At 67.7% G+C, this 12481-nt stretch carries 14 protein-coding genes; 5 read left to right on the top strand and 9 right to left on the bottom strand.

What is annotated here, in order from left to right; genetic code table 11:
* Positions 1–2: 2 nt before the first annotated feature.
* The gene (locus AC07WJ_RS00070) at positions 3–707 is read right to left on the bottom strand and encodes a hypothetical protein (RefSeq protein WP_494932486.1); all 705 of its coding nucleotides are present in this window, start codon (positions 705–707) and stop codon (positions 3–5) included.
* A 64-nt stretch (positions 708–771) separates the two neighbouring features.
* Entirely contained in the window at positions 772–1281 is a 510-nt protein-coding gene (gene lspA, locus AC07WJ_RS00065) for a signal peptidase II (protein WP_494932485.1), read from the bottom strand.
* A 154-nt stretch (positions 1282–1435) separates the two neighbouring features.
* Between lspA and AC07WJ_RS00060 the strand changes: the two genes are divergently transcribed.
* Positions 1436–2020 carry a histidine phosphatase family protein gene (locus tag AC07WJ_RS00060; protein ID WP_494933796.1) on the top strand — a complete coding sequence of 195 codons (585 nt, stop codon included), beginning with the start codon at positions 1436–1438 and terminating at the stop codon, positions 2018–2020.
* 21 nt (positions 2021–2041) lie between these two features.
* Here the strand turns inward: AC07WJ_RS00060 and AC07WJ_RS00055 are convergent, their stop codons facing one another.
* A complete protein-coding gene (locus AC07WJ_RS00055) occupies positions 2042–2332 on the bottom strand; it encodes a hypothetical protein (protein ID WP_494932484.1) in 291 nt (96 codons plus the stop codon).
* Positions 2333–2526: 194 nt separating this feature from the next.
* Positions 2527–3024 (bottom strand): DUF721 domain-containing protein, encoded by a 498-nt coding sequence (locus AC07WJ_RS00050; RefSeq protein WP_494932483.1) that lies wholly within the window; start codon positions 3022–3024, stop codon positions 2527–2529.
* Positions 3025–3085: 61 nt separating this feature from the next.
* On the opposite strand from AC07WJ_RS00050, the gene mutY reads away from it, so the two are divergent.
* A complete protein-coding gene (gene mutY, locus AC07WJ_RS00045) occupies positions 3086–4174 on the top strand; it encodes an A/G-specific adenine glycosylase (protein ID WP_494932482.1) in 1089 nt (362 codons plus the stop codon).
* A gap of 78 nt (positions 4175–4252) precedes the next feature.
* Positions 4253–4867, top strand: coding sequence for a LysE family translocator (locus AC07WJ_RS00040; protein ID WP_494932481.1), 615 nt, complete (start codon positions 4253–4255; stop codon positions 4865–4867).
* Between the two features lie 266 nt (positions 4868–5133).
* Here the strand turns inward: AC07WJ_RS00040 and pcaG are convergent, their stop codons facing one another.
* The 5 genes from pcaG to AC07WJ_RS00015 all read right to left on the bottom strand — a co-directional run bounded on the left by pcaG (position 5134) and on the right by AC07WJ_RS00015 (position 9433).
* Entirely contained in the window at positions 5134–5745 is a 612-nt protein-coding gene (gene pcaG / locus AC07WJ_RS00035) for a protocatechuate 3,4-dioxygenase subunit alpha (protein WP_494932480.1), read from the bottom strand.
* Positions 5735–6445 carry a protocatechuate 3,4-dioxygenase subunit beta gene (gene pcaH / locus AC07WJ_RS00030; RefSeq protein WP_494932479.1) on the bottom strand — a complete coding sequence of 237 codons (711 nt, stop codon included), beginning with the start codon at positions 6443–6445 and terminating at the stop codon, positions 5735–5737. The genes pcaG and pcaH overlap by 11 nt, the downstream gene beginning before the upstream one ends.
* 96 nt (positions 6446–6541) lie before the next feature.
* Positions 6542–7747: a 3-oxoadipyl-CoA thiolase gene (pcaF, locus tag AC07WJ_RS00025; RefSeq protein WP_494932478.1), complete on the bottom strand. Its 1206-nt coding sequence runs from the start codon at positions 7745–7747 to the stop codon at positions 6542–6544.
* A 46-nt stretch (positions 7748–7793) separates the two neighbouring features.
* Positions 7794–8561, bottom strand: a complete 768-nt coding sequence (locus AC07WJ_RS00020) for a CoA-transferase subunit beta (RefSeq protein WP_494932477.1) — start codon at positions 8559–8561, stop codon at positions 7794–7796.
* Positions 8562–8572: 11 nt separating this feature from the next.
* Positions 8573–9433, bottom strand: coding sequence for a CoA transferase subunit A (locus AC07WJ_RS00015; RefSeq protein WP_494932476.1), 861 nt, complete (start codon positions 9431–9433; stop codon positions 8573–8575).
* 474 nt (positions 9434–9907) lie between these two features.
* Here AC07WJ_RS00015 and AC07WJ_RS00010 point away from each other — a divergent pair, with 474 nt between their 5' ends.
* Both AC07WJ_RS00010 and AC07WJ_RS00005 read left to right on the top strand, forming a co-directional pair.
* A complete protein-coding gene (locus AC07WJ_RS00010) occupies positions 9908–11509 on the top strand; it encodes an ABC transporter substrate-binding protein (RefSeq protein WP_494932475.1) in 1602 nt (533 codons plus the stop codon).
* 85 nt (positions 11510–11594) lie between these two features.
* Positions 11595–12481: ABC transporter permease (locus tag AC07WJ_RS00005; RefSeq protein WP_494932474.1), on the top strand; the 887-nt coding region annotated here is incomplete at its 3' end.

Below are 12481 nucleotides of genomic sequence, written 5' to 3'. Positions count from 1 at the left end.
GATCACTGCGAGCCGCCGGTGCGCGCGGGATCCTGTCCGCTGGTCTGGCGGTTATAGGCCGCGCTCGGATCTTCCGGCCGCCGTCCGACCGGCCCGTAGGGGGCGTCCGGCGAGGCGGTGCGATAGCCAGGCGGCGGCTCGACCAGCCGGCGGCGGGTCGGCTCGCCGGGGAACGGCACGACGGCGTCCTGCTGGGCCGGCCCGAACAGCGAGCCGACCTGCTGCCAGATCGGACGGACGCCCATGGCGGCGGCGCCGGCGGGGCCCGAGATCTCCTGCTGCGACTGCTGGCGGGTGGTGTCGACCGGACCGCCGCCGAACCAGCCGCCGCCCTGGCGCGCCCTGAGCTCGCCATTGGTCAGGGTGCGGCCGAGGTCGTCGCGCACGATCGGGGTGTTGTCGGACAGGCCGAGCGCCCGGGCGCGGGCGACATCGGGGTCGTTCGGCCAGGCGGGATTGCGCGAGGCGGCGGAATCCTGCGGCGCCGGCAAGGCGCTGTTGCGCGGCAGCACCAGGGGCGCCCGCTCGCGATAATCGATCACCGGACGCTCGCCGTCGACGATGCCGAGGCCGCTGAGCAGCCCCTGGAACATGTTGCGTTCGAGCGCGCCTTCGCCTTGTGCGGGCGGCGGAGCCTGTTGCGCCAGGGCGGCCGAGGCGGACAGGCCGAACGCCGTGGCGAGGAGCGCGACATGGAAGCGCGTCATGATCGTCACCTTGTGTTGTCGGCGACGCCCGTGGGCATCGTCGTTGCGGCCTTATTCAGCCCAATCACGCCGATTTCGAGGCGTGCGGCCGGCCACCGAAGAGGGACTCATACAGAAGCAGGCCAACCCCCGCAACGATGGCGACATCGGCCAGGTTGAAGATGTACCAGCGGAACTGCCAGGTCGGCGTGATGATGTGGAAGGCGAAGAAGTCGGCGACCGCGCCATAGAGGATGCGGTCGAGGCCGTTGCCGAGCGCGCCGCCGGCGATCAGGCCGAGAGACAAGGCCGTCAGGCGGCTTTCGGCGCGGTAGAGCCACCAGCCGATCAGCGCGACGGCGCCGATCTTGAACGCGACGAGGGCCCATTGGCCCCAGGCGCTTTCCTGCTGGAACAGGCCGAACGAGACGCCGTAGTTCCAGGCCATGACCAGGTCGAGCACCGGCGCGACGGTGATCGACTGGCGGGCTTCGATATCGACGACCTGCAGCATGAAGACCTTGAAGGCCTGGTCGATGGCAAGTGTCGCGACGACGGCGATGAGGCCGAGCCGAAGGTAGGGCGATGCGGTCACGGGCGTGGTTCCAGTCGAGCTCAGGCGCAGTTGGCGTGCCGCGCCGTCCGGGTCAAGCCCTTTTCATTTCGACGCTCGCCCGGATTTCGCCTCGACAAGCCATGCGCGACGGGTCATATCCGCCGTCGACACGCCAGCCGAAATGTCCGACATGATGCCCGTCATCTACTTCATCCGCCATGGCGAAACCGACTGGAACGCCGAGGGCCGCCTGCAAGGCCAGCGTGACATTCCGTTGAATGATCTCGGCCGGGTGCAGGCCGAGGAGGTCGCCGGCGTGCTGGCCAGGCTCGATGGCCGCTTCGAGGATCTGGCCTATTGGGCGAGCCCGCTGTCGCGGGCGCGCGAGACCATGGAGCTGATGCGCATCAAGCTCGGTCTCGCCGCGCGCGCCTATCGCACCGACGACCGCTTGAAGGAGATCGCGTTCGGCCAGTGGGAAGGCCTGACCTGGTCCAATGTCGAGCAGACGAACCCCGAGCTCGCCGCGGCGCGGATCGCCGACAAATGGCATGTGACGCCGCCGTCGGGTGAGAATTACGAAGCGGTCGCCGACCGGCTGAAGGCGTTCCTGCGGCTGATCGAGCGCGACAGCGTGGTGGTCGCCCATGGCGGCGTCGGCCGTGCGCTGATGGCGCTGGCCGGCGGCCTCTCCAAGCCGGACGCGGCGGAAACCTTTGTCCGTCAGGGCGTCATCTATGTCTTCGAGGGTGGCGGCTTCCGGCTGGAGACGCCCTAAGATCCGAAGAGGCCGGCCAGCTCAGTAATTGCCGACCAGGCCCCAGAAGCTGCGGGCGGTGGGCAGATTGGGCTGGCCGTTCGGCCGGCCCCAGGGACATTGGAACTGCGCCGAGGCGACGGTTTCATCCATGCGCGCCGGGAAGCATTTCGGCCGGGTGCCCGGCGCCAGCGTGCCGCGGCTCTGGTGAATGAGCAGGACCCGGTCGCGGGTTTCGTCGTCCAGGCCCGATTGCGCATGGGCCGGCATGGCCGCGGCCAGGGCGAGCAAGGCGGCGAAGGCGGTCGAGCGGATCACGGTCGAGCGGATCATGGCACTTCCTGAATGACGGCATTTCCAGGCGACGTGAAAAGCGCTTCGCGCGGCGAAAATGCAACTGCGAGACGAGCCATGTTCCGCGCCACGTGAGGCGGAAATATGCCCGAGCTTGATTCATGTGAAACTATCAGCAATCGCCGCCCTCGTCATCGCGCGCCGACGAAGAGGGTTATCGTGACGCTAGCGCCTCATCGCGCCGCGGTCTTGCGTCCGACCGCCCGGCCGAAACGGGCGACCGCCTGGCGCAGCCCTTCGTCCTCGAAGCCGGCCAGCGCCTCGGCGAGCCGCCGCTCGTCGGCCGGAGCCGGTTTCGGGCCGGCCGGGCGCCGCTTCGGTGCCATCGGCACCTGGGTCAGCCGCATCGCGGCGACGCAGCGCCAGCCGAAAAAGGCATTGACCCGCTCGATCACCACAGGGGCCATGTGCTGGACCTCCAGCGCGAACGGCGCTTCGACCCGCACGTGCAGGGTGCCGGGCTCCGGCTCGGCCGTCGCCTGGGTCCGCTTCGGCCAGGCGATCTTGATCGGCGAACAGCGCCGGGCGAGATCCTCGCCGACGATTTCGTCCCAGCGCGTGACCACCTCGGTGGCGGCAAAGCCGGCCTTCTGAAGGGTCTCGGCGATCTGGGCGGAGACCAGGTCGGCCAGCGGACGCGGCCCCCTGCGGCGGAACGGCTGTGTGTTCATGATCGTTGACCGTTGAAAGCGCGCTCGCCTCGCGTCAGGGTCGATCCATGCGAGTCGCACCATGACGTCAGGGACCTTAGCACGCCCGGCCCGCCGGCGTGAGGCCGATGCGCCGCCCGATCAGGCTTTTGAACTGCTCGCCTGGTATGACCGGCATCGCCGCCGGCTGGCCTGGCGCGCGCTGCCCGGCGCTGGCGTCGACCCCTACCGGGTGTGGCTGTCGGAAATCATGCTGCAGCAGACGACCGTCAAGGCGGTCGGGCCCTATTTCGCCCGCTTCACCGAACGCTGGCCGACCGTCGAGGCCCTGGCGCGAAGCCCGATCGAGGAGGTGATGAAGGCCTGGGCCGGGCTCGGCTATTATTCGCGGGCGCGCAACCTGCACGCCTGCGCGCTCGTCGTCGCCGAGCGGCATGGCGGCCGGTTTCCGGCGACCGTCGACGGCCTCAGGAGCCTGCCCGGCATCGGCGACTATACGGCGGCGGCCATTGCCGCCATCGCCTTCGATCAGCCGGAGGCTGTGGTCGACGGCAATGTCGAGCGGGTGGTGACGCGTCTCGATGCCATGGAGGCGGAACTGCCGGGCGCCAAGCCGGCGATCAAGGCGCGGGTCGCGGCCTTGCTCGATCCGGACCGGCCGGGCGATTTCGCCCAGGCCATGATGGATCTCGGCGCGACCATCTGCACGCCGAAACGGCCGGCCTGCTCGCTCTGCCCCTGGGAGCGGTTCTGCCTCGCCCGCAAGGCCGGGACCCAGGAGAGCTATCCACGCAAAGTCCCGAAGGCGACCGGCAAGCTCAGGCGCGGCGCGGCCTTCGTGGTGCTCAGGGCCGACGGCCATCTCCTGGTCAGGACCCGGCCGCCCCGGGGCCTGCTCGGCGGCATGACCGAAATCCCCGGCGGCGCCTGGAGTGCCGATTTCGCCGTCGCGACCGCCGAGGCGGATGCCCCGCTGGCGCTCGATTTCAGCCGTGTGCCCGGGGTGGTGACCCATGTCTTCACCCATTTCCCGCTCGAGCTCGCGGTTTTCCGCGGGCGCGCCCCGGCCGGTACGGCGGCGCCGTCGGGCATGCGCTGGATCGGGCTCGACGAGATCGCCGGCGAGGCCTTTCCAACCGTCATGCGCAAGGTGATCGATCACGCGCTGTGACGGCGAGGCGCAGCCTGGGCTCGACACGGGCCCCGGCCGGATGTTTCATGGCCGGCCCTTCGCGTGAGGACCGCGCCCATGGATCTCTCCGGCTTCCTGCTGTTCTGCGGCGTCTATGCCATGGCGACCTTTTCGCCGGGTCCGGCGGTCGCCGCGGTCGTCGCGCGGGTGCTCGGCACCGGCCTCAGGCGCACGGCGCCGTTCATCTGGGGCATCGTCGCCGGCGATCTCGTCTGGTTCGCGCTGGTGGCGCTCGGGCTTGCGGCGCTGGCGCAGAATTTCCACACGCTGTTCCTGATCATCAAATATGCCGGCGCCGCCTACCTGCTTTTTCTCGCCTACAAGCTGTGGACCGCCCCGGCCGAGGCGCCGCGGGCGGCCGAACAGGCCAATGGCGAGGGCTTCAAGCTGTTTCTCGGCGGCCTGGCGCTGACCATGGGCAATGCCAAGGTCATGGTCTTCTTCGTGTCCATCCTGCCGCTGGTGGTCGATCTGGCGAGCCTCGGCCCGGTCATGGCGGTCGAGCTCGGCCTGGTGATGATGACGATCCTGTCGGTGGCGATGTGGACCTATGCGCTCGCCGCCGCCCGGGCGCGCCGGTTCATCACCAGCCCCCGGGCGATGAAGCTGGTCAATCGCGGCACCGGCGCGGTCATGGCCGGCGCGGCGCTGGCGGTTGCCGCCCGGGGGTAGTGCCGCTGCTCAGTGATTATGACCGGTTGATTTTGGTGCAAGCAATTCGTGGATGCCCGGGACAAGCCCGGGCAGGACGATATGTTGAGCTCACGGTATCATGGGCCCCGGTGCCGGTCCTGCGCAGTCGATCCAGGATCCGTCGCTCAAGGGCAATTCTCGTCTTGGCCGGGCTTGTCCCGGCCATCCACGACTTCAGGCCAGCGAAAAACGTCGCCGCGCCGACCCAGTCAAAGAGTCATAATCACTGCGCCGCGATACTCGTCTCAGATCTCGAAGAACACCGTCTCGTCGTCGCCCTGCAGGCGGATGTCGAGCCGGTAGGTCGCGCCCTCGCGCCTGGCGATCAGGGTCTGCCGACGCTCGGCCGGCACCAGGTTGAGGATGGCGTCGGTCGCGTTCGACGCCTCGCCGTCGAAATAGATCCGCGTATAGAGGTGTTTCAGCATGCCGCGGCCGAACACCGCGACCAGCAGATGCGGCGCCTGTTCGGCGCCGTTCAGGCCGGGCGCGCGGCCGGGCTTGACCGTTTCGAACCGGTAGGTTCCGTCGGCCAGCGTGTCGGAGCGGCCAAAACCCATGAAGGTGTTGCTGGCGCGCGCCCGGCCATCGGCGGGATGGGCGTAGCGGCCCTCGCTATCGGCCTGCCAGATCTCGATCATGGCATCGGGCACCGGCGCGCCCTCGCCGTCGAAGACGCGGCCGGTGACGACGATGCGCTCGCCCGGCGTGCCGGGTGCGGCGACCTGGCCGTCGACCGTGACGGGCACCTGCGCATAGGCGCTGCCGGGCGTCAGGCCGTAGTGGAAAAACGGCCCGACGGTCTGCGAGGGTGAAATGCCGTCCGGACGATCAGTGGTCAGACGATCAGTGGTCATGGGGCTCTTCCATGGGAGTGGCCTCGCGGCCGCGCAGCACGATGTCGAACTGATAGCCGAGCGCCCATTCGGGCACTGTCGTGTCGAGGTCGAAGCGCGAGATCAGCCGCTCGCGCGCCCTGGCGTCGTGAATGCCGTTGAAGATCGGGTCGAACGGGAACAGCGGGTCACCCGGAAAATACATCTGGGTCACCAGGCGCGACAGGAAGGACGGGCCGAACACCGAAAAATGGATATGCGCCGGCCGCCAGGCATTGTGGTGGTTGCGCCAGGGATAGGCACCCGGCTTCACGGTGGTGAAGCGGTAGCGCCCGTCCTCGCCGGTGACATAGCGGCCGGCGCCGGTGAAGTTCGGGTCGAGCGGGGCTGGGTGCTGGTCGCGGGTGTGGACATAACGCCCGGCGGCGTTGGCCTGCCAGAGCTCGACCAGCGCGTTCGGCACCGGCCGGCCGTCCTCGTCGAGCACCCGGCCGGTGACGATGATGCGTTCGCCCTGCGGCTCGCCGTCATGCTGGCGGGTCAGGTCGCTGTCGGCCTCGCTCACCTTGTCGTGGCCATAGACCGGTCCGGTGAGCTCGGACAGCGTATGCGGCACGATGATCAGCGGCTTCTTCGGCGCGCGCAGCACCGTGCTGGTATAGGCCGGATGCAGGCTCGGCGGATGCGCCAGCGTCGACTTGCGTGGAAACTCCAACGACATCGGCTCGCTCCCTTGGTTGCCTGAAGCTTCGAGGCTTCTTGTCGGTGTGCCGGGCTTTTGGCCCGGCCGGTTTGATGTCGATCAAGTCCCGCCGGTTCAGCTGATCCGTTCGACCGCCAGCGCCACGCCCTGGCCGACGCCGACGCACATGGTGGCGAGGCCGTAGCGGCCGCCGGTCTTTTCCAGCTGATGCACCGCGGTCGCCGCGATCCGGGCGCCCGACATGCCGAGCGGATGGCCGAGCGCGATGGCGCCGCCATTGGGGTTCACGTGGTCGGCGTCCTCGGGCACGCCGATGCCGCGCAGCACCGCGATGCCCTGGCTGGCGAAGGCCTCGTTGAGCTCGATCACGTCGAAATCGGACACCTTGATGCCGAGCCGCTCGACCAGTTTCTTCACCGCCGGAATCGGCCCGATGCCCATGATCCTGGGCGGCACGCCGGCCGACGCCAGGCCGAGGATCCGGGCGCGCGGGGTCAGGCCGTATTTCTTCACCGCCGCTTCCGAAGCGATGATCATGGCGGCGGCGCCGTCATTGACGCCCGAGGCATTGCCGGCGGTCACCGTGCCCGGCTGGCGCACGAAGGCCTTCAGCTTGGCGAGGCCTTCCGCCGTGGTCTCGGGGCGAGGATGCTCGTCCTTGTCGACGATGGTCGGGCCGGCCTTGCCGCCGGCGATCTCGACCGGCACGATCTCCTCGGCGAAATAGCCGGATGCGATCGCCCTGCCGGCGCGGTGCTGCGAGCGCAAGGCGAAGGCGTCCTGCGCGTCGCGCGAGACCTGGAACTCGTCGGCGACGTTCTCGCCGGTCTCCGGCATGGAATCGACGCCATATTGCGCCTTCATCAGCGGATTGATGAAACGCCAGCCGATCGTCGTGTCGAAGATTTCCGAGGTGCGCTGGAACGGCTCGGCCGATTTGCCCATCACGAAGGGCGCGCGCGTCATGCTTTCGACGCCGCCGGCGATGGCCAGGTCGATGTCGCCGGCCTTCACCGCGCGGGCGGCGGCGCCGACCGCGTCGAGGCCGGAGGCGCAGAGCCGGTTGACGGTCAGTGCCGGCGTCGCCTCGGGCAGCCCGGCGAGCAGGCTCGCCATGCGCGCGACGTTGCGATTGTCCTCGCCGGCCTGGTTGGCGCAGCCGAAGATCACCTCGTCGATGGCGTCCCGGATGGCCGGGTGGCGGGCCAGCAGCGCCTTCAGCGGCACCGCGGCGAGGTCGTCGGCGCGGACCTTGGCGAGCGCGCCGCCATAGCGACCGATCGGGGTGCGCACGGCGTCGCAGATGAACACATCAGCCATGGTCGTTTCCTCGTCACAAACCAGATGTCGTCGGCCGGTCGCGGCCTCAGGCCGCATGCGCCGCCTTGGTGCGGGCATGCAGGTCGCGCAGTACCGCGAGCTCGGTAGCCGTCGGCGCCGGCGTCTCACCGACTTTATCAGCATATTTCACCGGCCAGCCGCAATTGGCCTGAATCTGCTCGCGGGTGACGCCCGGGTGGATCCGGGTGACGGTCAGTTCGCTGGTCGCTTCATCCGGCTCGAAGATGCAGAGATCGGTGATCAGCTGGGTCGGCCCGCGGGTCTTGACGCCGAGCGCCTCGCGCGAGCCCTTGCCGGTGCCGTGCCCGAGCGAGGTGATGAAGGGCAGCTTGTCCATGAAGGCGCGCTGGCCCATGGCCATGATGATGAAGATCTGGCCGCAATGAATGGCGATTTCCGGGGCGCCGCCGCCGCCGGGCAGGCGCACCTTGGGATTGTCATAAGGGCCGACCACCGTGGTGTTCAGATTGGCGAAGCGGTCGATCTGCGCGCCGCCCAGAAACCCGACGGTGATCCGGCCGCCCTGCAGCCAGTAGCGGAACATTTCCGGCACCGGCACGGTGGTCAGCGCCGTGTCGCACAATTCGCCGTCGCCGATCGACAAGGGCAGCACCGTCGGCCGGGTCGACAGCGTGCCGGATTCGTAGATCAGGGTGATCTTGGGGGCATGGGTCAGGCGGGCGAGATTGCAGGCGGCCGAGGGCGCGCCGATGCCGACGAAACAGACATCGTCATTGCCGAGCAGCCGCGCCGCGCCGATGGTCATGATCTCGGAGGGGGTATAGTCGGTCATGATCGGCTCCTTCACTCGGCCGCGATCGCGAAGCGCTGGGCATGGGCGGCGAAGGCCTCCGGGCCTTTCGACAGGACGTGCTCCTCCATCCATTTCAGGAAGGTCGCGCGGTCGCGGGCAATCGCGTCCCAGGCGATATAGAAGGCGTTGTCGCGCTTGTAATAGCCCTGGGCATAGGACGGGTGGGCGCCGCCCGGCACCTTGACCACCGCGCCGACCGTCCAGGCCGGCAGGATCACCGCATTGGCGTTGCGCGGGCCGAAATCGTCGACGATCTCTTCCACCGTGATCACCGAGCGCTTGGCGGCCAGCACCGCCTCCTTCTGCACGCCGACAATGCCTTCGAGCAGCACATTGCCTTCGCGGTCGGCCCTCAGCGCATGGATGATCGACACGTCGGGACGCACGGCCGGCACGGTGGCCAGCACTTCGCCGGTATAGGGACAGGTCACCGATTTGATGCGCGGATTGACCTTCGGCAGGTCGACGCCCTTGTAGCCGCGAAACACCGCGAAGGGCAGGTTGGCGGCGCCGGCCTCGAAGGCATTGGCCATGGCCGCGTGGGAATGTTCCTCGATCTCGAGCTTGCGCGGCCAGCCGCTCTCGACCGCTTCGCGCATCCGGTGCAGCGAGCCGACGCCGGGATTGCCGGCCCAGGAAAAGATCAGCTTCTTCACCTGGCCCATGCCGATCAGCTGATCGTAGAGAATGTCCGGGGTCATGCGGATCAAGGTGAGATCCTGGCGTTTCTGCCGGATCACCTCATGGCCCGCCGCATAGGGAATGAGATGGGTGAAGCCTTCCATCGCAATGGTGTCGCCGTCGTGGACATTGGCGGCGATGGCGTCGGACAGGGACATGAATGTCGCCATGGTCCATCCTTCCGGGGGTTTGCGCTTCCGTGAGGGTCACTGTCCTCGCGCCGCCCGCTGATCCTGTCAAGGGCGATATTCAGACATTGGGGCGATAAGCGCACAATAGAGCGAGGCATAGCTCCCTTGCTGCCGGTGCGACGGCCTTGCCTGCGCGCGCGGCCAGGGATGTCCGCCGTGCCAGGCACAGTGATGGCCCGCCCACATCGCAGGCACGGCGCGTGGTTGATCATTCTCCGACCGGCGGCTTTTGCAGCCGTTTGTTGTCGCCTGCCTTGCCAGGGAAGGCCGAACCGTCCCGGCGCCGCCGCCGTATCCGGAAAACCCCTTATGGCACAGGCCTTGCCAAGCGTTACCGTGGGCGGTCCGGCGAAGGCTGGATTGATCCGAAAGGCCTGTTCAAAGGGCGGCAACAGCCCAGGCTTTAGGCAGAGTGGGACACCGACGGCGCGCAGTTCGAGGGGAGAATTGATTATGGATCGCAGAGACTTCATCAAGGCGGGCGCCGGCATGGGCGCGCTCGCCGCGAGCGGCGGCCTGTCGGCGCCGGCGCTCGGCCAGGGCGCCGCCGCCAAGACGCTCCGTTTCGTGCCGCAGGCCAACCTCGCCAATTTCGACCCCATCTGGGGCACCCAATATGTGGTCCGCAATGCCGCGGCCATGGTCTGGGACACGCTTTACGGCGTCGACGACAAGCTGGTGCCGCAACGCCAGATGACCGAATCCGAGGAGGTTTCCTCCGACGGCCTGACCTGGACCTTCAAGCTGCGCTCCGGATTGAAATTCCATGACGGCACGCCGGTGCTCGCCCGCGACTGCGTGGCGAGCCTCGCGCGCTGGTCGGCGCGCGATCCGATGGGGCTGATGCTCAAGGCGATCCAGGAGGAACTGGTCGCGGTCGACGACACCACGTTCCGCTGGAAGCTGAAGAAGCCCTATCCGAAAATGCTGCTGGCGCTGGGCAAGAACAACGCGCCCTGCACCTTCATCATGCCCGAGCGCATCGCCAAGACCGATCCGTTCACCCAGATCACCGAATATATCGGCTCCGGCCCGATGAAATTCGTCCGTGGCGACTGGGTGCCCGGCGCCAAGGCGGTGTTCGAGCGCTTCGCCGACTATGTGCCGCGCGCCGAGCCGGCCTCCTGGCTCGCCGGCGGCAAGAAGATGCTGGTCGACCGGATCGAATGGCTGATCATGCCGGATCCGGCCACCGCTTCCGCCGCGCTGCAGAACGGCGAGGTCGACTGGTGGGAGAACCCGATCGCCGATCTCGTGCCGGTGCTCAAGCGCAACCGCAATATCAAGGTCGATATTGGCGATCCCCTGGGCAATATCGGCGCTTTCCGCCTGAATCACCTGCATCCGCCGTTCAACGACGTCAGGGCGCGCCGCGCGCTGCTGATGGCGCTGAACCAGGAAGACTTCATGCGGGCGATCGTCGGCTCGGACGACAATCTGTGGAAGCCGCTGCCCGGCTATTTCACGCCGGGCACGCCGCTCTACAACGAAGAGGGCGGCGAGATCCTGAAAGGCCCGCGCGATATCGAGGGCGCCAAGAAGCTGCTGGCCGAGAGCGGCTATGCGGGCCAGCCGGTCACCATGGTGGTGGCCCAGGACCAGCCGATCACCAAGGCGCAGGGCGACGTCGCCGCCGATCTCCTGAAAAAGCTCGGCATGAACGTCGATTTCGTCGCCACCGACTGGGGCACCACCGGCCAGCGCCGCGCGGTGAAGGCGCCGCCCGCCCAGGGCGGCTGGAACATCTTCTTCTCCTGGCATGCCGGTGCCGATTGCATCAATCCGGCGAGCTACACCGCCATCCGGGCCAATGGCGACGGCGCCTGGTTCGGCTGGCCCAACATACCGGCGGTCGAACAGCAGGTGACCAACTGGTTCGACGCCAAGAATCTGGATGAGGAAAAGGTGGCGATGCGCGCGCTCAACAAGGCCGCGCTGGACAACGTCGTTTTCGTCCCGCCCGGCTTCTTTCTCGGCTACACCGCCTGGCGCAGCAATGTCAGCGGCATCGTCAAGGGGCCGCTGCCGTTCTTTTGGGGTGTTTCCAAGAGTTGACCGGCATAGAGTTGATCGGCATCAGCTTGGGCGCGGCGGACCTTGATCCGTCGCGCTTCGAGCGCTTCATGAAAAGACGGTCCTGATGTTTGTCTACGTCACCCGGCGCATTCTCTCGACCATCCCCGTGATGGCGGTTGTCGCCCTGTTCGTGTTCTCGCTGCTTTATATCGCGCCGGGGGATCCCGCGGCGGTGATCGCCGGGGACCAGGCGTCTCCGGCGGATGTGGAGAAGATCCGCCAGAGCCTGGGGCTCGACCGGCCGTTCCTGGTCCAGTTCGGCGAATGGGTCTGGCGGCTGGTTCATTTCGACCTGGGCACGTCGATCTTCACCGGGCTGCCGGTGACCCAGCTGATCGCGCAGCGGATCGAGCCGACCTTGTCCCTGATGATCGTGACGCTGATCCTTGCGGTGTCGATCGCGGTGCCGCTGGGCGTCATGGCGGCCTGGAAGGTCGGCACCTGGATCGACCGGGCGATCATGGCGTTTGCGGTGTTCGGGTTCTCGGTGCCGGTCTTCGTGGTCGGTTATCTCCTGGCCTATTTCTTCGCGCTCGAGCTCGAATGGCTGCCGGTACAGGGCTATACGCCGATCGCGCAGGGGCTGTGGCCGTGGTTCGAGAACCTGATCCTGCCCTCGATCGCGCTCGGCTGCGTCTATATCGCGCTGATCGCCCGCATCACGCGTGCGACCATGCTGGAAGTGCTGCAGCAGGACTATGTGCGCACGGCGCGGGCCAAGGGCGTCAGCCAGGGCGGCATCCTGTTCCTGCATGCCCTGAAGAACGCGGCGGTGCCGATCGTCACCGTCATCGGCATCGGCATCGCGCTCTTGATCGGCGGCGCCGTGGTCACCGAGAGCGTCTTCGCCATTCCGGGCCTCGGCCGGCTCACCGTCGATGCCATTCTCAGGCGCGACTATCCGGTGATCCAGGGCCTGGTGCTGCTGTTTTCCTTCGTCTACGTGCTGGT

It is taken from the genome of Phreatobacter sp. GW821-FHT04C01, assembly GCF_059420385.1.
Note: the sequence above shows the minus strand (reverse complement) of the source record. Positions and strands in the feature narration are given on the sequence as shown.